At 73.9% G+C, this 22,460-nt stretch carries 24 protein-coding genes; 16 read left to right on the top strand and 8 right to left on the bottom strand.

The annotated features are described in order from the left end of the window. The 11 genes from FIV44_RS14635 (at window position 1) to FIV44_RS14585 (ending at window position 10,118) form a co-directional block, all read left to right on the top strand. A complete protein-coding gene (locus tag FIV44_RS14635; RefSeq protein ID WP_141005075.1) occupies window positions 1-2,598 on the top strand; it encodes a DUF4153 domain-containing protein in 2,598 nt (865 codons plus the stop codon). Between the two features lie 10 nt (window positions 2,599-2,608). Then, complete coding sequence (locus tag FIV44_RS14630; RefSeq protein ID WP_181411189.1) at window positions 2,609-3,172, top strand: SWIM zinc finger family protein; 564 nt, start codon at window positions 2,609-2,611, stop codon at window positions 3,170-3,172. 63 nt (window positions 3,173-3,235) lie between these two features. Beyond that, window positions 3,236-4,021, top strand: coding sequence for a M15 family metallopeptidase (locus FIV44_RS14625; RefSeq protein ID WP_246086959.1), 786 nt, complete (start codon window positions 3,236-3,238; stop codon window positions 4,019-4,021). 80 nt (window positions 4,022-4,101) lie between these two features. Further along, window positions 4,102-5,256: an alanine racemase gene (alr, locus tag FIV44_RS14620; RefSeq protein ID WP_141005073.1), complete on the top strand. Its 1,155-nt coding sequence runs from the start codon at window positions 4,102-4,104 to the stop codon at window positions 5,254-5,256. After that, window positions 5,253-6,191 carry a D-alanine--D-alanine ligase family protein gene (locus tag FIV44_RS14615; RefSeq protein WP_141005072.1) on the top strand — a complete coding sequence of 313 codons (939 nt, stop codon included), beginning with the start codon at window positions 5,253-5,255 and terminating at the stop codon, window positions 6,189-6,191. Before alr ends, FIV44_RS14615 begins: the two co-directional genes overlap by 4 nt. Before the next feature lie 20 nt (window positions 6,192-6,211). Beyond that, window positions 6,212-7,183, top strand: coding sequence for an acyltransferase family protein (locus tag FIV44_RS14610; RefSeq protein ID WP_219996455.1), 972 nt, complete (start codon window positions 6,212-6,214; stop codon window positions 7,181-7,183). Next, window positions 7,180-8,430 (top strand): sensor histidine kinase, encoded by a 1,251-nt coding sequence (locus tag FIV44_RS14605; protein WP_141005070.1) that lies wholly within the window; start codon window positions 7,180-7,182, stop codon window positions 8,428-8,430. Before FIV44_RS14610 ends, FIV44_RS14605 begins: the two co-directional genes overlap by 4 nt. Before the next feature lie 8 nt (window positions 8,431-8,438). Then, window positions 8,439-9,107 (top strand): response regulator, encoded by a 669-nt coding sequence (locus FIV44_RS14600; protein ID WP_141005069.1) that lies wholly within the window; start codon window positions 8,439-8,441, stop codon window positions 9,105-9,107. A 9-nt stretch (window positions 9,108-9,116) separates the two neighbouring features. Beyond that, complete coding sequence (locus FIV44_RS14595) at window positions 9,117-9,728, top strand: GrpB family protein (RefSeq protein WP_219996454.1); 612 nt, start codon at window positions 9,117-9,119, stop codon at window positions 9,726-9,728. A 49-nt stretch (window positions 9,729-9,777) separates the two neighbouring features. Next, a complete protein-coding gene (locus tag FIV44_RS34060; RefSeq protein WP_141005068.1) occupies window positions 9,778-9,993 on the top strand; it encodes a DUF2784 family protein in 216 nt (71 codons plus the stop codon). Continuing rightward, a complete protein-coding gene (locus tag FIV44_RS14585; RefSeq protein WP_141005067.1) occupies window positions 9,915-10,118 on the top strand; it encodes a DUF2784 family protein in 204 nt (67 codons plus the stop codon). Before FIV44_RS34060 ends, FIV44_RS14585 begins: the two co-directional genes overlap by 79 nt. Here FIV44_RS14585 and FIV44_RS14580 read toward each other — a convergent pair. From FIV44_RS14580 to FIV44_RS14560, 5 genes are all read right to left on the bottom strand, one after another. Beyond that, window positions 10,084-10,728 (bottom strand): VOC family protein, encoded by a 645-nt coding sequence (locus FIV44_RS14580; protein WP_141005066.1) that lies wholly within the window; start codon window positions 10,726-10,728, stop codon window positions 10,084-10,086. The genes FIV44_RS14585 and FIV44_RS14580 overlap by 35 nt on opposite strands. A gap of 133 nt (window positions 10,729-10,861) precedes the next feature. Continuing rightward, complete coding sequence (locus tag FIV44_RS14575) at window positions 10,862-13,069, bottom strand: heavy metal translocating P-type ATPase (protein ID WP_141007888.1); 2,208 nt, start codon at window positions 13,067-13,069, stop codon at window positions 10,862-10,864. Window positions 13,070-13,112: 43 nt separating this feature from the next. Then, window positions 13,113-14,036 (bottom strand): hypothetical protein, encoded by a 924-nt coding sequence (locus tag FIV44_RS14570; RefSeq protein ID WP_141005065.1) that lies wholly within the window; start codon window positions 14,034-14,036, stop codon window positions 13,113-13,115. Beyond that, entirely contained in the window at window positions 14,033-14,239 is a 207-nt protein-coding gene (locus FIV44_RS14565) for a heavy-metal-associated domain-containing protein (RefSeq protein ID WP_141005064.1), read from the bottom strand. Before FIV44_RS14565 ends, FIV44_RS14570 begins: the two co-directional genes overlap by 4 nt. A 39-nt stretch (window positions 14,240-14,278) precedes the next feature. Next, complete coding sequence (locus FIV44_RS14560; protein WP_181411187.1) at window positions 14,279-14,575, bottom strand: metal-sensitive transcriptional regulator; 297 nt, start codon at window positions 14,573-14,575, stop codon at window positions 14,279-14,281. Window positions 14,576-14,672: 97 nt separating this feature from the next. Between FIV44_RS14560 and FIV44_RS14555 the strand changes: the two genes are divergently transcribed. Beyond that, on the top strand, window positions 14,673-15,215 hold the full coding sequence (locus FIV44_RS14555) for a GNAT family N-acetyltransferase (RefSeq protein WP_181411186.1): 543 nt from the start codon (window positions 14,673-14,675) through the stop codon (window positions 15,213-15,215). A gap of 278 nt (window positions 15,216-15,493) precedes the next feature. Beyond that, the gene (locus FIV44_RS14550; protein ID WP_141005061.1) at window positions 15,494-16,801 is read left to right on the top strand and encodes a hemolysin family protein; all 1,308 of its coding nucleotides are present in this window, start codon (window positions 15,494-15,496) and stop codon (window positions 16,799-16,801) included. Here the strand turns inward: FIV44_RS14550 and FIV44_RS14545 are convergent, their stop codons facing one another. Then, the gene (locus tag FIV44_RS14545) at window positions 16,802-17,551 is read right to left on the bottom strand and encodes an IclR family transcriptional regulator (protein WP_141005060.1); all 750 of its coding nucleotides are present in this window, start codon (window positions 17,549-17,551) and stop codon (window positions 16,802-16,804) included. Between the two features lie 102 nt (window positions 17,552-17,653). Between FIV44_RS14545 and FIV44_RS14540 the strand changes: the two genes are divergently transcribed. The 3 genes from FIV44_RS14540 to FIV44_RS14530 are packed head-to-tail and all read left to right on the top strand — an operon-like array spanning window position 17,654 to window position 19,762. Further along, window positions 17,654-18,379 (top strand): CoA transferase subunit A, encoded by a 726-nt coding sequence (locus FIV44_RS14540; RefSeq protein ID WP_141005059.1) that lies wholly within the window; start codon window positions 17,654-17,656, stop codon window positions 18,377-18,379. Window position 18,380: 1 nt separating this feature from the next. Beyond that, a complete protein-coding gene (locus tag FIV44_RS14535; RefSeq protein ID WP_141005058.1) occupies window positions 18,381-19,019 on the top strand; it encodes a CoA transferase subunit B in 639 nt (212 codons plus the stop codon). Beyond that, a complete protein-coding gene (locus tag FIV44_RS14530) occupies window positions 19,016-19,762 on the top strand; it encodes an enoyl-CoA hydratase-related protein (RefSeq protein ID WP_141005057.1) in 747 nt (248 codons plus the stop codon). The genes FIV44_RS14535 and FIV44_RS14530 overlap by 4 nt, the downstream gene beginning before the upstream one ends. A 15-nt stretch (window positions 19,763-19,777) precedes the next feature. On the opposite strand, the gene FIV44_RS14525 is transcribed toward FIV44_RS14530, so the two are convergent. Then, the gene (locus FIV44_RS14525) at window positions 19,778-21,313 is read right to left on the bottom strand and encodes an acyl-CoA synthetase (protein WP_141005056.1); all 1,536 of its coding nucleotides are present in this window, start codon (window positions 21,311-21,313) and stop codon (window positions 19,778-19,780) included. Window positions 21,314-21,326: 13 nt separating this feature from the next. Continuing rightward, window positions 21,327-22,457 carry a DUF5938 domain-containing protein gene (locus tag FIV44_RS14520; RefSeq protein ID WP_141005055.1) on the bottom strand — a complete coding sequence of 377 codons (1,131 nt, stop codon included), beginning with the start codon at window positions 22,455-22,457 and terminating at the stop codon, window positions 21,327-21,329. Between the last annotated feature and the right edge of the window lie 3 nt (window positions 22,458-22,460).

Raw genomic sequence — 22,460 nt, 5'->3', positions numbered from 1 at the left:
ATGGACGACAAGTTCGCATGGGGCGCGCCCGGCAGGGCGGTGCAGCCCCTGGTCGGCATCCGCTCGATCAAGGTCAAGCTCGGCGTCCTCGTCGCGGCGAGCGCCACGATCGCCGCCCTGGTCGCCGCGCTCGGCCGCTCCGGCGGCGTACCCGTCTGGCTGACCATCCCGGTCACGATCGGCCTCGCGCTCGCGCTGACCCAGCTGCTCGCCGTCGGGATGACCTCGCCGCTGCGGCAGATGACCGCCGCCGCGCGCCGGATGGCGACCGGGGACTACGCCGTCCGCGTCCCCGACGGCGCCCGCGACGAGGTGGGCGAGCTCGCGCGGGCGTTCAACACGATGGCCCACGATCTCGCCGGCGTCGACCGGCAGCGCCGGGAGCTGGTGGCCAACGTCAGTCACGAGCTGCGTACGCCGCTCGCCGGCCTGCGCGCGGTCCTCGAGAACGTCGTCGACGGTGTGGTCCCCGACGATCCCGCCGTGCTCGCGACCGCGCTCGCGCAGGCCGAGCGGATGAGCGGACTGGTCGAGGACCTGCTCGACCTGGCCCGCGTGGACGCCGGCCGGGCGCCGCTCTCCCCGCAGCCGGTGCGCCTCGACGAGCTGCTCGCCGGCGCGGTCGCCGAGGCCCGCACGCTGGGTCGCGACGTGGAGTACGACGTCCGGCTGGTCCCGGCCGACCTCGTCGTGACCGCCGACCCGGCCCGGCTCCACCAGCTGGTCGCGAACCTGCTCGACAACGCGTCGCGCCACAGCCCCTCCGGGGGCACCGTCGTGGTGACCGCGGAGCGGGACGACGGCCGCTACGTGCTGGAGGTCCGCGACGACGGCCCGGGCGTCCCGGTGGCCGCGCGGGAGCGGGTCTTCGAGCCGTTCGGGACGCTGGGTGCGAGCGCCGACGACACCGGGGGAACCGGCCTGGGCCTGGCCATCGCCCGGTGGGTGAGCGACCTGCACGGCGGCACCATCGGCTTCCTCGACCCGCCCGGCGGCGCGACCGGCGCCCGGGTCCGCGTCGAGCTGCCCCTCGAGCCCGCGGCCCGCCCGGCCGCCGTACCCGACCTGCCGATCCAGGAGGAGACCGTGACCGTCCCGACCGCACCCGCCCCCGTTCCACCGCCGCCGTCGGTCACCGACGACCTGCTCGGCGGGTTCTGGCCGGAGCGGGACGTCCCCACCCGCACCGGGCTCCTGCTCGGCGCCCTCGGCGCCGGTCTGCTCGGCGGCATCGTGCTGCCCGAGCGGGCGCTGGGCGTCGGCACCTTCCTGGTCCTGCTCGCCGCGGGCGCCGTCGTGCTCGCCGGGGCCCGGGACCGCCGTGACCCGTTCACACTCACCTGCGCGGGACTCTGCGTGCTGCTGGCGGGGACGGCCGTCGTACGGGATGCCGAGTGGGTGGTCGTGCTCTGCCTCCTCGCGGGCGCGGCGCTCTGCGTCTGCGGGGTCACCCACGGCCGCAGCCTTGGCGGGTTCGTGCTGGCCGGGCTGATGTGGCCGGTGGCCGGGGTGCGCGGGATGCCGTGGCTGGGCCGGACGATCGCCGCCCTGCCGGTCGTCGGGCACGGCGCGGCCATGCTGCGCACCGTCGTCTGGTCCGCCCTCGGGCTGGTCGTCTTCGGCGCCCTGTTCGTGTCGGCGGACGCGCTGGTCGCCGAGTGGGTCGACGCGCTGCTGCCCGACCTGACGATCGACACCTTCGTGCTGCGGGCGTTCGTGACGATCGCCGTCGGCGGGACCGCCCTCGCGGCGGCGTACCTCGCCCTCAACCCGCCCCGCGTCGACCGCGACGCCCCGGCGCCGCGCTCGGTGGCGCGCCGCTACGAGTGGCTGGCGCCCGTCCTGGTGGTGGTCGGCGTGTTCGCGGTGTTTCTCGTGGCCCAGGCGACCGTGGTGTTCGGCGGGCACGCCTACCTGCGCCGGACGACCGGCCTGACCTACGCCGAGTACGTCCACGAGGGCTTCGCCCAGCTCACCATCGCCACCGCCCTCACCCTGCTCGTCATCTGGGCGGCCGCCCGCAAGGCCCCGCGCGAGACCGCCTCCGACCGGCTCTGGCTCCGCGTCGCCCTCGGCGCGCTCTGCGTCGAGACACTCGTCGTCGTCGCGTCGGCGCTGTACCGGATGGACGTCTACCAGGAGGCCTACGGCTTCACCCGCCTCCGGCTGCTCGTCGACGTCTTCGAGGGCTGGCTCGGGGTCCTGGTGGTCGCCGTCGTCGTCAGCGGCATCGGCCTGAGGGGCGCCTGGCTGCCCCGCTTCGCCCTGCTCAGCGGCGTCGTCGGCCTCCTCGGCCTCGCCCTCGTCAACCCGGACGCCTGGATCGCCCGCCACAACCTCGCCCGGTACGACGACACCGGCCGCGTCGACTGGGCCTACCTCCGTGGCCTCTCCGACGACGCCGTCCCCGCCCTCGCCGAGCTGACCGGCCGGGACCGGGAGTGCGCCCTCGCCGGGCGCGAGGTCGGCGGCGACGACTGGCTGGAGTGGAACCTGGGCCGGTCCCGGGCTGGCGATGCGCTGGGGGACACGACAGTGCCGGAGTCGCCGGGAGCGTCGTGGGGACGAGAGGTGTGCGCCGGGGGCGCCGGCGGCTAGGTTCGCCGGTGTGGCCGCTGTACTGAGCGAGGAACGTCTTCTCGACATCGCCGGACCGACGGTCTTCGGGCGCGGCGAGGACTACGTCGGCTACGTCCGCGGGCTGCGGGTGGTGGGTGCCCGCGCTACGGCGACCATCCAGGCGCGCAACGTCTACCTCGTGGACCTCTCGTGGGCCGACGGCTCCCCCGACGGCTCGTGCACCTGCCCTCACTACGCCGAGGGGAACTTCTGCAAGCACCTGGTCGCCGTCGGGCTGGCGGTCGTCGCCGACCTGAGCTCGGAGGAGCTGCGGACGGTGGTGCGCGATGCGCTGGCCACGCGCGGTCTCGTGGACTACGGCCGGTCGTTCGAGGTCGCGCGCGATGCCGAGGAGATGCTGGACGAGCTGGAGGGGTACCTCGACCGCGGAGCCGCGGACGCCGTACGCCCGGTGCTGCTGAAGGCGACGGAGCGTCTGCCGGGTCACGGTGATCGCGGTCAGCGCCGTCGGGCCCGGCCCGGCGACGAGCGTGAAGGTCAAGGTCAAGCTCCCCAAGAAGCGGCACAAGTAGGGGCGGTCCGCAGTACCTGAGGACCGCGGACCGGCACCTCAGGCGGAGGCGGACGAGGGCCGCGCGTCCCTAGCGTCGTCGGCATGACGATCCTCCTGTCCGACCCGCGGGTCCGGGCCGTGCCCGTGGTCGAGTGCGGCGAGCCGCTGGTCCGCCTCCCGCACGACCTCTCGCCCGCGGGCGCCCTCGTGCGCGCGGGCCTCGCGGAGCGGCTCGTGGCCGCGGACCGCGCGCTGCCCGCCGGCATCCGGCTGCGCGTGGTCGAGGGCTTCCGCTCGCTGGAGGACCAGCGCGCCATCGTCAGCTCGTACGGCGCCGAGCTGGCCGCGCTGCACCCCGGCATCGATGCCGGGGAGCTGGAGCGGCTGACCAGTCGCTTCGTCGCACCCGTCGACGTGGCACCCCACGTGGCCGGGGCGGCCGTCGACCTCACCCTCATCGACATCAGAGCGCGTCCCAAGAGGTCCCGCCTGCTGCGCGCCGCGCTGCACGCACGCTGGCGGCGTTGCCGAAGCTCGACGGGCCATCCAGCCCGCCTTCGCTCCGGCGCCTTGCCATCGCACGCGCATCGCGACGCTCGCGACGGCGGGACCTCTTGGGACGCGCTCTACGGCGACGAGCTGGACCTCGGCACCCCGATCGACGCGACGCCGGAGCAGAGCGACGGCCGGTGCTGGTTCGCCGCCGGCGGGATCGGCGCCGATGCCCGGGCGCACCGCACCCTCCTCGCGGACGTGCTCGGTGCGCAGGGGCTGGTGAACTACCCGACCGAGTGGTGGCACTGGAGCCACGGCGACCGGTACTGGGCGTTGACGACCGGCGCGCCGCACGCCGTCTACGGGCCGCTGTCCGCGGCGGTGGCGGCGTGAAACCACCCCACGAAGTTCTGCGCCTCCCCCACTGCGCTCCTCCGACGCACAACTCCGCGGGGACCCCGGGTGGCTTCGCGGTGCAGTCCCACGCGGCCGTGCCGAGTACGCCGCGGCTGACCGTCGACCTGGCCGCCGTCGCTCGCAACACCCGCACCCTCGCCGACCGGGCAGCCGGCGAGCTGATGGCCGTGGTCAAGGCCGACGGCTTCGGGCACGGCGCGGTCGACGTCGCCCGGACCGCCCTCGCCCACGGCGCCACCCGGCTCGGCGTGACCAGCCTCGCGGAGGCGTGGGCGCTGCGGGACGCGGGCCTCGTCGTACCGGTCCTCAGCTGGCTCAACCCGGTCGACGCCGACTTCGCGACCGCCGCCGCGCGGGACGTGGACGTGGCGGTACCGAGCCTCGCCCACCTCGCCGCGGTGGCCGCGGCACCCGGCCGGAGCCGGATCCACCTGCATGTCGACGCCGGCATGGCCCGCGACGGCGCGGAGCCGGAGGAGTGGGCGGCGCTGTGCCGGGCCGCGCGGCGCGCCGAGGTCCGCGGGCAGGTCGAGGTCGTCGGCGTGATGGGCCATCTCGGCTGCGCCGACGACCCGGCCGACGAGTGCAACGCGCTCGGCCGGACCCGGTTCGCCTGGGCGGTCGAGGTCGCCCGCTCGGCTGGGCTGCGCCCCCGCGACCGGCACCTCGCCGCCACGGCCGCGACCCTCGCCGACCCGCGCACCCACCACACGATGAGCCGCGTCGGCGCGGGCCTGGTCGGCATCGACCCCTCCCGCACGACGGCGCTGGAGCCCGCGATGACGCTGACCGCCCCCCTGGTGCAGGTACGCCGCGTCCGCGCCGGCACCCCCGTCGGCTACGGCCACGCCCACCGCACGGCCCGCGCCACCCACCTCGGCCTGCTCCCGCTCGGGTACGCCGACGGCCTGCCCCGCGTCGCGTCCGGCTCCGCCGAGGTGCTGGTCCGCGGCGTCCGTCGCCCGGTCGTCGGCCGGATCTCGATGGACCAGGTCGTCGTCGACCTCGGAGCGGCCGGCGCCGAGGCGGGGGAGACCGTGACCGTCTTCGGCCCAGGAGGTCCCGGAGGTGCCGGTGAGCCCACGGTCGCCGAGTGGGCCACCTGGGCCGGCACCATCGAGCACGAGATCGTCACCGGCATCGGGGCCCGGGTCGCGCGCGAGGTCCGCGCGACGCCGCACCTCCGGGCGCTCTCGGGGAGCCCGGCGTGAGGACCCGGGTGGCCGTGATCGGCGGCGGGCAGAGCTGCGAGCACGACGTGTCCCTCGCCTCGGCGGCCTCCGTGGCCGCGGCGCTCGACGCCGCGACGTACGACGTCGTCCCGCTCACCATCGGCCGCGACGGCACCTGGCGCGACCGCGGGCAGCGCCCGATCGGGCTCAGCGGCGCCGCCCAGGTGCTGCGCGGCTGCGACGTGATGTTCCCGGTCGTGCACGGCCCGCGCGGCGAGGACGGCGCCCTGGCGGCGCTGGCCGAGCTCGCCGGCCTCCCGTACGTCGGCAGCGGGATCCGCCCCGGCGCGCTGGCCATGGACAAGTGGGCCACCAAGCTGGTCGCGCGGGCCGTCGGGATCGCGACGGCTCCGGGCGTGCTGGCGACAAGGGCGACCGCCGCGCACCTGCGCTGGACCCACCCGGTCGTGGTCAAGCCGGTCGCGGCCGGCTCCAGCCAGGGCGTGAGCCGGGTCGACGTACCGGAGGCGCTGGCGCCCGCGCTGGACGCGGCCTTCGCCCTCGACGACCGGGTGCTGGTGGAGGACCTGGTGGCCGGCCGTGAGGTGGATGTCGCGGTGCTGCGCCGCGCCGACGGGAGCCTGTTCGTCCCGCCGGCGCTGGAGATCGTGACCGACGGGATCTTCGACTACGACGCGAAGTACGGCGGCCATGCGGACTTCCGGGTCCCGGCCCCGCTCGACGAGACCGACGCCAAGGCCCTCCGCGAGGCGGCGACCGCGGTGTTCGAGGCGCTCGGCTGCGCGGGTGTCGCGCGGGTCGACTTCTTCCTCGCCGCGGACGGGCCGGTGCTCAACGAGGTCAACACCATGCCCGGCATGACCGAGCACTCCCAGGCGCCGCGGATGTTCGCCGCCGCCGGCATGGCCTACCCGGACCTGCTCGACGAGCTGGTCCGCGGCGCCCACCGGTGAGGCCGCCAGGTTCGGAGCGCGTGGACGGGCTCGACCTGCTCCGCGGGATCGCGGTCGGGCTGGTCGTCCTGCGCCACGCCCTGCCCGACCTCGCGTCCGGAGCGGGCGTCGTCGGCGTGGTCATGTTCTTCGCCCTGTCGGGCTACCTGATCACCGGCGTCCTGGAGAGGCGCCCGCGACTGCGCGACTTCTACGCCCGCCGCGCGCTGCGCCTGGTGCCGCCGCTCCTGGTCCTCGTCGCCGGCGTCGTCCTCGTGACACTCCTCCTCGACCCGCTCGGCGACCGCGACGAGCTCGGTTGGACCGTGCTGTGGGCGCTCACCTGGACCGGCAACCTGCCGTTCGGCCACGCCGGCGTCGCGACCTTCCACCTGTGGACCCTGGCGACCGAGGAGCAGTTCTACCTGGTCTGGCCGGCCGTGCTGCTCCTGCTCGGCCGCGGTCGCGCGCTCCTGCTCGCCGCCGTCGGCACCGCCCTCGCCTGTCTGGCCACGACCTGGTGGCTGGCCGAGGACCCGGACCTCGCCTACTCCCTGCCCACCAGCTGGGCCGGCTGCTTCGTCGTGGGCGCTGCCGTCCGGCTGTACGGCGACCGGCTCGACGCCCGGCTCCCTTCCTGGGCGGCGCCGGCCGCCCTCGCCGTCCTGGCCGTGCTGAGTGTGGTTCCCTTGCGAGGACACGTGCTCACCTACCTGGCAGGAGGTCCGGCCATCGCCGCGCTGACCGGTGTGCTGATCCTCGCCTGCCGGCGCCGGGTCACCGTGACCGGCCCGCTGCGCGCGCTGGTGGCGCTGGGGACCGTGTCGTACGCGGCGTACCTCTGGAACTATCCGCTCTCGCTCTGGCTGCCCCCGCTCCCCGCGGTGCTGCTGACCCTGGTGGCGGCCGCGCTGTCGTGGCGGTACGTCGAGGCGCCGCTCCAGCGCCGCTGGGCCCGCCGGCGCGCCTCGGGCGGACCGGCAGGCCCATCGGCGGTGGAGGTGCCGGCATGAGCCGCGCGACGCGGTGGCTGCCGGACCTCCTCGCCGGCATCGCGGCGTTCGTGCTCGGCCTGGTCGACGTCAACCGGTACTCCTCCGCGGAGATGTGGCCGCCCCTCGCCGTCATCACCGGTGTCGCGGTCGCGGTCGGGCTGTCCCGCGCGCTGCCCGGCGCGGCGCTCGCGGTCGCCTGGTTCACCGGCCTGCTCCAGGTGCTCACCGGTGTCGACCCGATGATCACCGAGGCGCTGCTCGCGGCCGTGGCGTTCGGCTGCGCGCGGTGGGGGCGGCTCCCGACGGTCTGGCTGAGCGGCCTGTCCATCCCCGTCGGCGCTGCCATCGCGGTGGTGTGGCTCTCGCCGTACGCCTTCTACGAGGGACTCGAGCGGATCGGCATCGGCGGCCTCGCGGAGGACGCGTACCGGGCCGGCGGCTACGACGTGCGCGCGACCGCCGGCCTGCTCGGCGTCGCGCTGCTCGCCACTCCCTGGCTGCTCGGGCTCGCGCTCCGCTTCGCGGCGCGGTCCCAGGCCTCGCGGCGCTCCCAGGTCGCCGCCGAGGCCGAGCGCGACCAGGCCGAGGAGATCGCCCGGCTGCGCGAGGAGCAGGCCCAGCTGGCCCGCGACGTCCACGACGTGGTCGGCCACTCGCTCGCGGTGATCCTCGCGCAGGCCGAGTCCGCGCAGTACCTCGAGGACGCCGACACCCAGGGCCTCAAGGTCACCATGGCCAATATCGCCACCTCGGCGCGCTCGTCGCTCGACGACGTCCGGCAGGTGCTCGCCTCGACCTCGGGGCAGCCGGCGTCCGCCCCGCCCGCCGCCCAGCACACCGACCTCGACAGCCTGGTCGAGGGCGTGCGGGCCAGCGGGCACGAGGTGATCACCAGCGACGTCGGTACGCCGCAGCCGATGCCGCCCGAGCTCGCCGTCGTGGCGTTCCGGGTGCTCCAGGAGATGCTCACCAACGCGATCAAGCACGGCCCGCGCGACCAGCCGGTCCACGTCGAGCGGCACTGGGCCTCCGGTCAGGGGGACGGCGACCTGCGGATCGAGGTGCGCAACGCGCTGATGGCGGAGGAGCCCGCGGCGACCCACCCGATCGCCGTCCCGCTCCCGCCACCGCCGATCGCCGGCGGCCAGGGGCTCGACGGCATGCGCCGCCGGCTCGAGGCGGTGGGCGGCCGGCTCGACGTACGCCGCCGGACCGACCCGCCGACGTTCACCGCGACCGCCTGGGTGCCGGTGCGGTCGCGATAATCGCGGGTGTGAGCGAGCCGATCAAGGTCCTTCTCGTCGACGACCAGGAGCTGTTCCGCGAGGGCGTCCGGGTGATCGTCGACGCCCAGGACGGGATGGAGGTCGTCGGCACCGCCGCCGACGGCGTCGAGGCGGTGCGGCTGGTCGACGAGCTCGCCCCGGACGTGGTGCTGATGGACATCCGGATGCCGGAGATGGACGGCGTCGAGGCGACCCGGCAGATCTTCCTGCCCGACCGCGCCGCCCGCCGCGAGACGCCGGTCCGGGTCGTCGTGCTCACCACCTTCAACCTCGACGACCGCGCCGCCACCGCGATCCGGTACGGCGCCAGCGGGTTCCTGCTCAAGGGCACCACCCCCGTGATGCTGCGCGATGCCATCCGCACCGTCCACGCCGGCAACGCCGTGCTCGCCCCGACCGACCTGTCCACCCTGCTCGACAGCCAGTTCAAGGCGGCCGCGGCCCCGCCGGCGACGTACCTCGCCCTCACCGACAAGGAGCGCGAGGTCTTCGCCGCCGTCGCCCGCGGCCTGTCGAACCAGGAGATCGCCGGCCTGGTGTTCCTCAGCGAGTCGACGGTGAAGACCCACGTCGGCGCGATCCTGCGCAAGCTCGGGCTGCGGGACCGGGTGCAGATCGTGGTGTTCGCGCACGAGCACGGACTGGTCGGGACGTAGGTTGGCCGGGTGCCGAGCCGTCTCGCCATCGTCACCTTCCACGACCCGCCCGTCCCGCCCGGCGCGACGCCGTGGGTGGACGGTACCGGGCCCAGTCCGGACGTGGCGGTCGTCCCGCCGGACCCCGGCTGGCCCGCGTCCTTCGACCTCGTGGCCCAGCGGGTACGACGCGCGCTCGGCTGGCGCGCCCTCGTCGTCGAGCACGTCGGCTCCACCGCCGTCCCCGGCCTCCCGGCCAAGCCGATCATCGACGTGGACCTGGTCGTCGCGGACCCGGCCGACGAGGCGGCGTACGTGCCGGCCCTGGAGGCGGCCGGGTTCGTGCTGCGGGTCCGCGAGCCGTGGTGGTTCGAGCACCGGCTGCTGCGCGGCGGCTCCCCGGTCAGTCACGTGCACGTGTTCGGCCCCGACAGCCCGGAGGTCGTGAGGCACCGCCTGTTCCGCGACTGGCTCCGCGGCAATCCCGACGAGCGAGACCGGTACGCCGCCGCCAAGCTCCAGGCGGCCGCGGCGGCGAGCGCCGCGGGCGAGCACATGATGCAGTACAACGCCCGCAAGCAGCGGGTGCTGCGGGAGATCTACGCCCGCGCGTTCGCGGCGATGGGACTGGTCGAGGGTTGAGTGAGGGATCCGCCTGCAGAGCGACCACGGGGAGCCCTACACTTCTCCCGTGCATCGGGTGGTCGCAGCAGGGGCGTTCGTCGTCCACATGCTGTTCGTGGGCTTCACGGTGATCGGCGGCTTCGTCGCCTGGCTCATGCCGTGGGTCTTCATCCCCCACATGGCTGCCGCCGCGTGGGGGGCCGGATGGCTGCGACCGACGCGGCGTGCCCGCTCTCCCGCCTCGAGGACTGGGGCCGCGAGGGGGCGGGGAAGCCGAAGCTGAACGAGCGCGGGTTCATCGCCCACTACTTCGAGGGCCGGGTCTACCCCACGCGCCTCTCCCGGCGGGTGGAGGTCGTCGTGGCGACGGTCATCATCGGTTCGTGGTTGGGGTTCGCGGTTCGCTGACCGCCGCCGGCTCCCACGCGAAGCCGTCCGGGTCCGTGGCCGCGGCGCTGCCCCCGACGAGCACGACGCGGTGCGAGCCGCTGCCGTCGGCGGGTACGCCGGCGTCCTTGGCCAGCCCCTTGCGGCTGAGCAGCCCGAGGGTCACCGTGCCGGAGCCGCGCTCGAACTCGACGTACTTCCTGCCGAAGCTGCGCGCCACCCCGAACCCGCGGTCGACGTAGAACTGCTTGCTGGCCGCCACGTCGTCCGCGCCGATGAGCAGCACGACGCTCTCGATCGCCCGGCCGGCGGGGCCCTTGTTCCTCTTCGACGAGCTGACGACCTTCCAGATCGAGCCGTCCGGCGTCCGCAGCACGCCGCCGTACCCCCACAGCGACCTCGCCACCGGCTTGATCTCGGTCGCCCCCGCCGCGAGCGCCGTCCCGACGAGCCCGTCCACGTCGGCGGGCTGGGCCATGGTGAGGGAGATGTGGAAGCCGCGGAACCCGTCGCTCGGGGCGTCGGAGGCGCGGAAGTCCAGCGGCAGGTCCGGGCCGAAGGCCCGGGCGTAGAAGTCGCGAGCGGCGGCCGGGTCGGCCACCTCCAGGATGATCGTGTCGAGGGAGTTCATGTCCCCGACGCTAGGCGGGCCCGGCCGCTGCTGCTTCTCGATTCCTGACCGGTTGCCCGGGTCCTCCGGGAGTCGTGTGCCTGAGACCCCGGAATTCCGAGGTCTCAGGCACACGACCCCACGGAGCGGGGGGTCAGCGGAACCGCCGCAGCCGCAGGCTGTTCGACACCACGAACACCGACGAGAACGCCATGGCGGCGCCGGCGAGCATCGGGTTGAGCAGGCCGGCGGCGGCGAGCGGCAGGGCGGCGACGTTGTAGGCGAACGCCCAGAACAGGTTGCCCTTGATCGTGGCGAGGGTGCGCCGGGAGAGCCGGATCGCGTCGACCGCGACCTGCAGGTCGCCGCGGACCAGGGTGAGGTCGCTGGCCTCGATCGCGACGTCGGTGCCGGTGCCCATGGCCAGGCCGAGGTCGGCCTGCGCGAGCGCGGCGGCGTCGTTGACGCCGTCCCCGACCATCGCCACCACACGCCCCTCGCCCTGCAGCCGCTTGACGACGTCGACCTTGTCGGAGGGGAGTACGTCGGCGATCACGTCCGCCTCGTCGATCCCGACCTCGGCCGCCACCGTCCGGGCGACCACGGCGTTGTCGCCGGTGAGCAGCACGGGCCGGAGCCCCAGCGAGCGCAGCTGGGCGATGGCGGTGGCCGAGGTCGGCTTGACCGCGTCCGCGACCACCACCACGCCGCGCGCCTGCCCGTCCCAGCCGACCGCGACCGCCGTACCGCCCGTCGCCTGCGCCTCCTCCAGCGCCTGCTGCTGGCCGAGCGGAAGATGCTGCGACCACTCCTCGAGCAGCCGCGGCCGCCCCACCAGGACGGCGTGGCTCGCGTCCCCGTCGACCAGCACGCCCTGCACGCCGAGCCCCTCGACGTTCGCGAAGTCCTCGACCGCCGGCAGCGGACCCCGCTCCCGCGCGGCGGAGGCGATCGCCCGGGCGATCGGGTGCTCGGAGGAGTCCTCGAGCGCGCCGGCGTACCGCAGCACGTCGTCTGCGGACTCGCCCTCGGCGGCGATCACGTCGCGCAGCGCCATGGTGCCGGTCGTGACGGTGCCGGTCTTGTCGAGGACGACGGTGTCGACGGCACGCGTCGACTCCAGCACCTCGGGCCCCTTGATCAGGATGCCGAGCTGCGCGCCCCGGCCGGTGCCGACCATGAGGGCGGTCGGCGTGGCCAGGCCGAGGGCGCAGGGGCACGCGATGATGAGGACGGCGACCGCGGCCGTGAACGCCGCGCCGGCGCCGTTGCCGGTGCCGAGCCAGAACCCGAGGGTCCCGGCCGCGAGCAGGATGACGATCGGCACGAAGACGCCGGAGATCCGGTCGGCCAGCCGCTGCACCTCGGCCTTGCCGTTCTGCGCGTCCTCGACCAGCCGCGCCATCTGCGCGAGCTGGGTGTCCGCGCCGACGCGGGTCGCCCGGACGACGAGCCGGCCGCCGGCGTTCACCGTGGCGCCGACCACGGTGTCGCCCTCGCCGACCTCGACCGGCACCGACTCGCCGGTCAGCATCGACGCGTCGACCGCGGAGCTGCCGCGCTCGACCACGCCGTCGGTGGCGATCTTCTCGCCCGGGCGTACGACGAACCGGTCGCCGCTCTTCAGGTCGCCGACCGGCACCCGTGTCTCGGTGTCGTCGGGCCCGAGGACCGCGACCTCCTTCGCGCCCAGCTCGAGCAGCGCCCGGAGCGCCGCCCCGGCCCGCCGCTTGGAGCGCTGCTCGAAGTAGCGCCCGGCGAGGATGAAGGTCGTCACGCCGGCGGCGGCCTCGAGGTAGATGTTGCCGCTGCCGTCGCTGCGCTCGATGGTCAGCTCGAACGGGTGCTTCATGCCCGGCTCGCCGGCGGTGCCCCAGAACAGCGCGTACAGCGACCAGCCCAGCGCGGCCAGCGTGCCGAGCGAGATCAGCGTGTCCATGGTGGACGTGCCGTGCCGCAGGTTGGCCCACGCCGCCCGGTGGAACGGCCAGGCGCCCCACACCACGACCGGCGCGGCCAGGGTCAGCGAGAGCCACTGCCAGTTGTCGAACTGCAGCGCCGGCACCATCGCCATCGCGACCACCGGCACCGACAGCACCGCCGAGACGAGCAGCCGCCGGCGCAGTGGCGCGACCGGGTCGTCCTCCACCGCGTCCTCGCCGCCCCCGCCCGAGGTGGACGGCGGCCGCGGCAGCGACGCGCCGTACCCCGCCGCCTCGACGGCGGCCACCAGGTCGTCGGTCGAGACGCCGTCGGCGTAGGTCACCTTCGCCTTCTCGGTTGCGTAGTTGACCGTGGCGGTGACGCCGTCGAGCTTGTTGAGCTTGCGCTCGATCCGGTTCGCGCAGGACGCGCAGGTCATCCCGGTCAGCGCGAGCTCGACCTGCTGCTCGGGCGTGGCGTGGTCAGTGTCCGTGCTCACTGCTCTCTCCGTGCTCGTCGCTCTCGGTCGTCCCGGTACCCCCGGCGGTGACGGTGAACGCCGCGGTGCGGACGACGCCGTCGTGCTGGAAGTCGAGATAGAGGTGGTAGGTCCCCGCGCTGGGGACCGCGGTGTGGAAGACGACGTCCGGCCCCGGCTGCGTCGTGCCGTCGCCGGGCTCGCCGTCCGGGTGGACATGGAGGTAGGCGAGGTCGCCGGCGCGCAGCGCGACCAGGTGGCCGTAGGCGCCGAGGTACGGCTGGAGGTCGGTGACCGGCGCGCCGTCCCGGCTGACGCTCAGCGTGAGCCGGGCGTCGGCGCCGGCCGACAGGTCGCCGTCGAGGGTGACCACGTAGCCGTCGACCGTCGCGGTCCGGCTCTCCCCGGCCGTGGTCGCCGGCCGGAAGTCGCCCTCGACCGCCAGGTCCGCGCCGAGCGTGAGGGCGCTGCCGCCGGTGGCCTTGAAGTCGGCGAACAGCCGCCAGGTCCCGGGCGTCAGGTCGAGCTCGGTCGACCAGACGCCGTCGTGCAGCGTCGGGTGGACGTGCTGGAACCCGCTGAAGTCCCGTCGTACGGCGATCAGGTGGAGCTGCTTCTCGTGCTGGACGTCGTACGCCGTCACGGGAGCGCCGTCCGGGCCGCTGATCGTGAAGCTCACCGGCGTGCCGTCGCCGGCGGACGCGCGGTCGTCGGCGAGGGCGAGGGTGTAGCCGTCCTGGGACGTCATCAGCCCTCCCGGGATCTCGGCGGTGGTCGCGGGCGCGAGGTGGACGCGGTCGTCGTGCGCGTCGTCGTGCCCGGCGGGCTCCGCGTCGACCGGACCGGTCAGCCGGCCGGCGAGCAGGGCGATGCCGAACACGGCGACCGCGATGGCCCCGAAGCCCGCCAGCCGCGTCGGCGTGTTCATGCGAGCTGGTAGCCGGCCTCCTCGACGGCGGCCTTGACGGCGGCCCCGTCGAGGGGAGCGGCGCTGGTGACGGTGACCGCACCGGTGGGCAGGTCGACCGCGACGGCCTCGACGCCGGCGATCTCCTGCACCTCCTCGGTGACGGAGGCGACGCAGTGGCCGCAGGTCATGCCGCTGACGGTGAAGGTCTGGGTGGTGCTCATGAGGGTCCTCTCGGATCTCGGGTGGGATGTCGGGGTCGGTCAGGAGCGGACCAGGCGCGCGATGGCGTCGGAGGCCTCCTTGAGCTTGATCTCGGCCTCCTCGCCTCCCTCGCGCACCGCTTCCACGACGCAGTGCGCCATGTGCTCGTCGAGCAGGCCCAGCGCGACCGACTGGAGGGCCTTCGTCATCGCGGAGACCTGGGTGAGGATGTCGATGCAGTACTTCTCCTCCTCGACCATCCGCTGCAGCCCGCGCGCCTGGCCCTCGATGCGCCGCAGCCGCTTGAGGTAGTCGTCCTTGGTGCGGTTCGCGATGTAGCTGTGCTCGTGCTCCATGATCGATACAGTACCCCCTAGGGTATCCATTTCAAGAAGGCGAGCCCCTCGGTACGGCGGCGGCCCCTCGGAAGGCGAGCCGTGCGACCATCACGGCGTGGAGCAGGTCTGGGTCCGGCGTCGTCGTACCGCCGACCTGCCGGTGCTGGCCGAGGTGCTGCTCGCCCAGCAGTCGTCGAGCCGCTACCCGTTCCGCGATCCGCTGCCCGTCCCCGTCGAGCAGTTCCTCCACGCCGACGACGCGCTGTCCGCGTGGACGGCCGAGCTCGCCGGCCGCCCGGTCGGCCACGTGTGCCGGACCGGCCCCGCCGGCGGCTTCCCCGGCGCCGCGGCCCTCAACGCCGCGTGCACGGCGGCCCACGGCTGTGAGGTCGGCGATCTCGGCTGGGTGAGCACCTTGTTCGTGGGCGTCGAGGCGCGGGGTCGCGGACTCGGCCGGCTGCTGCTCGACGTGGTGGTGGCCGACATCCGTGCGGCCGGCCGGCACCCGTGCCTCGAGGTGCTGCCGGTCCATCCCGCGGCGCTGACCCTCTACCGCCGGGAGGGCTGGTCGGAGGTGTTGAGACTGCGACCGGACTGGCTGCGCGACGCGGTCGGCGACGCCGGACCGGACGTCGTGGTGATGGTGCTCCCGTCCTGAGCCCGGATCCGTCCTGAGCATGCCTGGAGAGCAGGCACCACACTAGTAGCGCGTCGCAGCCAAAACGCGGGCCGGGAGTCGCCCAGGCACGCACCTCGCGGCGTTGGCGAAGCTCGGAAGACAACCCGGTATGCCGTCGCTACGCCGCCTTGCGATGCACGCACCTGGACACCTCCCACCACCACGTTTCAGCCGCGACACACTACTAGGATCCCGGTCATGGATGAGCCTCGATGTTGCTTCCGTTCACCTGTCGTGCCGAGGGCGGGTGAACGGCGATGATCGACGTCCAGACGTTCGTGAACCTCGGCCTCGTCGTGGCCTTCGTGCTCGTCGGCGGCGTCTTCGCGGCCACCGAGCTGGCGCTGGTGTCCCTGCGGGAGACCCAGGTCAACCAGCTCGCGCTGCGCGGCGGCCGCGGCCAGCGGGTCGCCGCGATCGCGCGGGACCCCAACCGGTTCCTGTCCGCGGTCCAGATCGGCGTGACGGTCGCGGGCTTCCTCTCGGCCGCGTACGGCGGCTCGACCCTGGCGCCCGACGTGGCGCCGTACCTCGTCGACCTGGGGCTCGGCCCGGACGCCGCGGACACGGTGGCGCTGGTCGTGATGACCCTGCTGATCGCCTATCTCTCGCTGGTGCTCGGCGAGCTGGTCCCCAAGCGGCTCGCGCTGCAGCGCGCGGCCGGGGTGGCGATGCTGACGGGTCCGGTGCTCGACCGGTTCGCCACCCTGATGCGTCCGGTGATCTGGCTGCTGTCGGTCTCCACGAACACCCTGGTCCGGCTCCTCGGCGGTGACCCGAACGCCACCTCGGAGGAGGTGAGCAAGGAGGAGCTCCGCGAGATCGTCGCCGGCCACGAGGGTCTCGCGGCGGAGGAGCGGCAGATCCTCGGCGACGTCTTCGCCGCGACCCGGAGCAACCTCAAGGAGGTGATGCGCCCGCGCGGCGACGTGGTGTTCGTCAAGGGCAGCACACCGCTGGCGGAGGCCGCCGCGTGGGTCGTCGACCAGCCCTACTCCCGCTACCCGGTGATCGGCGAGGACTTCGACGACATCACCGGCTTCGTCCACGTCCGCGACCTGCTCGGCGACCAGGTGCCGGGGCGGGTGGTGGCGGACGTCCAGCGCGAGGTGCTGCACCTGCCCGGCACCAACAAGGTGCTGCCGACCGTCGTCCTGCTCCGGGAGGAGGGCAGGCACCTGGCGGTCGTGGTCGACGAGTTCGGCGGGACGGACGGCATCGTCACCCTCGAGGACCTCGTGGAGGAGATCGTCGGCGACATCCGCGACGAGTACGACGAGCCCGACGCGCTTGCGCCCCGGGCGGCGGGCGGTCCGGCCGGGCCCGTCGTCGTCCCGGGCGGCCTGACCATCGAGGACGTTGCGGAGGAGACCGGGGTGGTGCTGCCGGACGGCGACTACGAGACCGTGGCGGGCTATCTGCTCGCCCGGCTCGGGCGGGTCGCCGAGGTGGGCGACCGGGTCGACGTCGGCGACGCCGTGCTGCGGGTCGCGGCGGTCGACGGGCGCCGGATCACCCAGGTGGAGGTCACCGGCGCCCCGGCGGCCGACGTCGAGGAGGCCTGATCACGCCAGCCGCGAGAGCCGGTGCGCCTCCTCCAGCAGCAGCCGGCCCAGCACCTGCTGCCGCTCGCCCCGGAACCGCTGCTCCACCCCGGTCAGCGTGAGCGCCCACTCGGGGCGGCCGCTCTTGTCGAAGACCGCCGCGGCCATGCCCCAGGAGCCCTCGACGACATGGCCCGGGTTGAGCGACCAGCCGGTACGACGGGTCGCGGCCAGGCGCTTGCGGACGGCCGCCTCGGCGTGCTGCGGCCCCCACTCGGCGGCGAGGTCGGTGCGGGCGAAGAAGGCGTCCACCTCCCGGTCCGGCAGGTGGGCGAGGATCGCGAGCCCGGCCGAGACCACGCCGAGGGGGAACCGGGCGCTCTCGTAGAGGACGTAGGAGCGGATCGGGAAGTCGCCGTCCTCGCGGAGCAGGACCACGGTCTCGTCGCCGCGCCGCACCGAGAAGAACGCGCTCTCGCCGGTCTCCTTCGCCAGCCGGTGCACGCTCGCGCGGGCCTCGTTGCTGAGGTCGTAGCGGGCGGCGGCGGCCATCCCGAGGACGTAGGTCTCGGGACCGAGGTACCACCGCCCGGTCGCCGGATCGCGGTCGGCGAGGCCCTCGGCGGCCAGCGACTCGAGCAGCCGGTGAGTGGTCGCGCGCGGCTGCGCGGTGGCGGCGGCGAGCTCGGTGGTCGTCGTACCGGACTCGGCGGCCGAGAGCGCGCGCAGCAGCGCGGCGACCTTCTCGACGACGCCCGGGGTGCGTTCCATGGTGGTGATGCTACGTCCACTGAGTGGACGCACGGCAGCCACGGCATCCGCCGAATGACCACTTCCTTGACCGCGCCACGGGGTGCGGCGGAGAACTGGAGCATGAGGAAGCTGGTGGACGACCCCCGGGCCGCGGTGGCCGAGCGGGTCCGGGACGGCATGACGATCGCGGTGGGCGGCTTCGGCCTCTGCGGCATCCCGCGCGACCTGATCGAGGCGGTGCGCGACAGCGGCGCGCGCGACCTGACGATCGTGTCCAACAACATGGGCGTCGACGGCAAGGGCCTCGGCCTGCTGCTGGAGAACAGCCAGGTGAGCAAGGTGATCGCGTCGTACGTCGGCGAGAACAGGCTGTTCGCGCAGCAGTACCTCGACGGGGCGCTCGAGGTGGAGTTCTGCCCGCAGGGCACGCTCGCCGAGCGGCTGCGCGCCGGCGGCTCCGGCATCGCGGGCTTCTTCACCCGCACCGGCGTCGGCACCGAGGTCGCGGAGGGCAAGCCGCACGAGGAGTTCGACGGCGAGACCTACGTCCTCGAGCGCGGCATCGTCGCCGACCTCGCGCTCGTCCACGCGCGCACCGCGGACGCGGAGGGCAACCTGCGCTACCGCGCCACGGCCCGCAACTTCAACCCGCTCGTCGCCATGAGCGGCCGGTTCTGCATCGCCGAGGCCGAGGAGGTCCTCGACGGCTTCCTCGACCCGGACGAGGTGATGACGCCGGGCATCTTCGTCGACGTCACCGTCCTCGCCAGCGACCGACCCAAGGACATCGAGCAGCGCGTCGTCCGGCCTCGCCCCGAGGCCGCCGCCGCGGGAGTGGGAGCCTGACATGGCCTGGAGCCGCGAGGAGATGGCGGCGATCGCCGCCCGGGAGCTGAACGACGGCGACTACGTCAACCTCGGCATCGGCATCCCGACGCTGGTGGCCGACCACCTGCCGCCCGGCGTCAACGTGATGCTGCAGAGCGAGAACGGCCTGCTCGGCATGGGGCCCTTCCCCTACGACGGCGACGAGGACGCCGACCTCATCAACGCCGGCAAGCAGACGGTCACGACCGCCCCCGGCGCGTCGTACTTCGACTCCGCCACCAGCTTCGCCATGATCCGCGGCGGCCACGTCGACATCGCGATCCTCGGCGCGCTGCAGGTCGCGAGCAACGGCGACCTCGCCAACTGGACCGTGCCCGGCAAGCTCGTCAAGGGCATGGGCGGCGCGATGGACCTGGTCGCCGGCACCCGCCGCGTCGTCGTGATCACCGACCACGTCGCCAAGGACGGCACCCCCAAGATCGTGGAGCAGTGCACCCTCCCGCTGACCGGCGCCGGCGTGGTCGACCGGATCATCACCGACCTCGCCGTCCTCGACGTCACGGACGACGGCCTGGTGCTCGTCGACACCGCGCCCGGCACCGACGCCGACAAGGTCCGTGAGCTCACCGGCGCACCGCTGCTGATCCCCGCGTCGTGACGGCGGTCGTCCGCTACGCGCGGACCGGGCCCGACGCGCGGCCGTACGCCGTCCTCACCCTCGACTCCGACCGCAACCGCAACGCGCTCTCGGCCCAGCTGCTCGAGGAGCTGCGCGCCGCCCTGCACCGCGCGGCCGAGGACGACGTCCTGGCGGTCGTGCTGCGGGCCGAGGGCCGCGCGTTCTGCGCGGGCGCGGACCTGGGGGAGGCGCACCGCGAGGGCATGGAGGTCTCGGCGCACCGGCTCGCCGGGCTGCTCCGGGCGATCCTGGCCCACCCGCTGCCGGTCGTCGCCCGGATCCACGGCCCGGTGCGGGCAGGTGGGCTCGGCATCGTCGCCGCCTGCGACCTGGCCGTCGCCGGCGACGACGTCACCTACGCCTTCACCGAGGCCCGTCTCGGCCTCACCCCGGCGGTGATCTCGCTCAGCGTGCTGCCGCGGATGAGCGCGCGGGTCGCCGGCACCGCCTTCCTCACCGCGGGGACCTTCGACGCCCGGACCGCCCTCGAGAGCGGCCTGATCACCCATGCCGTCCGCCCGGAGCTCCTCGACGAGGCCGTCGACGAGCTCGTGGCCGGACTGACCGCCTGCGAGCGGCAGGGGCTCGAGGCGACCAAGCGGCTGCTGAACGCCGACGCGCTGATGTACCTCGACGACCGGATGGACGACATGGTCGCGCTCTCGGCCGAGCTGTTCGCCTCCGACGTCGCGCGGCGGCACCTGAGCGGCTACGTGCGCTGAGCGGCGCCTCGCAGCTCAGGACCCCAGCCGCTCCTTGATCTCGGTCTTGAGCACCTTGCCGACCTTCGAGCGCGGCAGGTCCGTCCAGACCTCGACCTGCTTGGGCGTCTTCACGCTGCCGATCCGCTCCTTCACGAACGCCTGCACCTCGTCCGGCGCGACCGCCTGCCCCGGCCGCAGCTGCAGGACGGCGGTGAGCCGCTCGCCCCACTTCTCGTCGGGCAGGCCGATCACGGCGCAGTCGGCGACGGCGGGGTGCGCCATCAGCGCCTGCTCGACCTCGGTGGAGTACACGTTGAACCCGCCGGTGATCACCATGTCCTTGGCCCGGTCGACGATGTGCAGGAAGCCGTCCTCGTCGAGGTACCCGATGTCGCCCGTGTGGTGCCAGCCGTACGCCGACGCCTCGGCCGTCGCCTCCGGGTTCTTGTAGTAGCCCCGCATCACCAGCGAGCTGCGGACCACGATCTCGCCGCGCTCGCCCGCAGCGAGCAGCTCGCCGGAGGAGGACATGATGGAGACCGTCACCAGCGGGGCCGGCCGCCCCGCTGATGACAGCCGCTCGTGGGCGATGCTCCCGTCGGGGCGGAAGTGGTCGCGCGGCGCCATGGTCGAGATCATCATCGGCGCCTCGGTCTGGCCGAAGAGCTGCGCCATCACCGGCCCGATCCGGGTGAGCGCCTCCTCCAGCCGGAGCGACGACATCGGCGCGGCGCCGTACCAGAAGCACTGCAGGGACGAGAGATCCGTCGACGGGAGCGCGGGGTGGTCGAGCACCAGGTAGATCAGCGTCGGCGGCAGGAAGGTGTGCGTCACCCGCTCCGACGCGATCAGCCCCAGGAAGGCGCCGACGTCCGGCGTCCGCATGACCACGATCGATCCGCCGGAGGCGAGCACCGGGAAGCAGAGCACGCCGGCCGCGTGGGTGAGCGGCGCCAGCGCGAGGTACGCCGGCCGCGCGGGCGCCTCGGGCCATGGATAGCTCATCAGGGTGAGCGCGGTCATCGTCTCCAGGTTGGTGCCGGTGAGCATCACCCCCTTGGGCCGCCCGGTGGTGCCGCCCGTACCGACGATCATCGCGAGGTCGTCCAGAGCCGGCCGATCGACGGACTCCACGCCGCAGTCCAGGAAGGACTCCCACGACAGCGCCCACTCCGGCGCCGCGTCGAGGCACACCAGGGTGGTGATCGCCGGCAGGTCGCCGCGGATCTGGTCGACCAGCCCGGCGTACGACGCCTGGAAGATCAGCGTCGTGCAGTCGAACAGCGCCAGCAGGTCACGGTTCTCCGCTGCCTCGTTGCGCGGGTTGATCGGGCACCAGACCGCGCCGGCGCGGCTGATCCCGAACACGCAGGTGAACGCGACCGGGTCGTTGGCGGCGAGGATCGCCACCTTGTCCCCCGGTGCCACGCCCCGTCCTGCGAGGGCGGACGCGATCCGTCCGGCGAGGCCTCCCACCTCGTCGTACGTCCACGTCCGCCCGTCGCAGACCAGGCAGAGCGCGTCGCCCCCCAGCGACGCACCCTTGTCCAGGTAGTCGACCAGGCGCACCGAGCCGACCCCCTCAGCCCTCGGTCGTGAGGACCGGCTCGGCGACCAGGCCGAACGCCCGCAGCTGGCCGAGCAGCGCGCGGTGACCGAACGCCTTGCAGCCCGAGGCGAACCCGACCCGCAGCGGCGGCTGCTGGAGCAGGGAGTAGGCCGCGTAGGCCTGCAGCAGTCCGGTCTGCTTGTAGTTCTGGTTGCCGTGGATCACACAGTGCGCGCGGCCGAGCGGCCCGGAGGCGTGCACCGAGTCCAGCGACTTGTTGAGCCGCGGGTTCTCGCGCGGCGGCATCTGGTTCATGACCTGCGCGGCGGTCGCGGTCAGCGCCTCGTCCCGCTCCGCCTCGCTCATGTCCTTGGTCGCCTCGAGCGCGCCGGCGACGATCTGCGGGACGCCGTTCATCAGCGCCGCGTTGAAGACCCCGCCCTGCGCCTTGCAGTTCGCCACCCGCGGGTCGGTGCGGTACCAGACCGGGTGCGACGTGCCGCCCCACGGCAGCGACAGGGCGAGCTCGTGCTGACCCGGTACGACGAGCGGGACCAGGCCCTGCGTGGGGTCGAACTCGACGTACTGGTTCTGCTGGAGGTAGTGGGCCCTCGACGTCGCGGCGTTGACCAGGATGGTCTGCGTGGAGGCGATGGTGGGGGATCCTCCCCAGAACACCGCGATGTCGAGGGTGTCCAGGCCCGGCTTCTCGAGGCAGAGCTCGGCGGCGATCTCGCCGGTCGTGTACATCTGCGCGATGCCGGGGGAGAGCAGCAGGCCGGCGGCGGCGAAGTCCGCGCCGTACCGCTCCTCGCAGGTGATCAGCCAGTCCTGCTCGCCGGTGGTGTCGAGGTAGTGGGTGCCGGCGGCGAGCGCCGCCTCGACGACGGCCGGGCCGTGCTTGCTGAACGGGCCGACGGTGTTGCACACGACCGACGCGTCCTGGAGGAGCTCGGTGAGCGCGGCGACGTCGTGCCCGACCTCGACGATGTCGTAGTCGGCCGTCTCGATGCCGGGTACGTGGGCGTCCATCGAGTCCTTGAGTTTGTCGGCCGAGCGGCCGGCGGCGACGAAGGGGACGCCGAACTCGCGGAGGTACTCGCAGATCAGCCGGCCGGTGTAGCCGGACGCGCCGTAGACGACGACGGGCCTGGTGGTGCTCACGGC

Origin of the sequence: Nocardioides humi (assembly GCF_006494775.1) — a bacterium.
Lineage (GTDB): Bacteria > Actinomycetota > Actinomycetes > Propionibacteriales > Nocardioidaceae > Nocardioides > Nocardioides humi.
The sequence above is the reverse complement of the archived record's forward strand: the minus strand, read 5'-3'. Positions and strand labels throughout refer to the sequence as shown.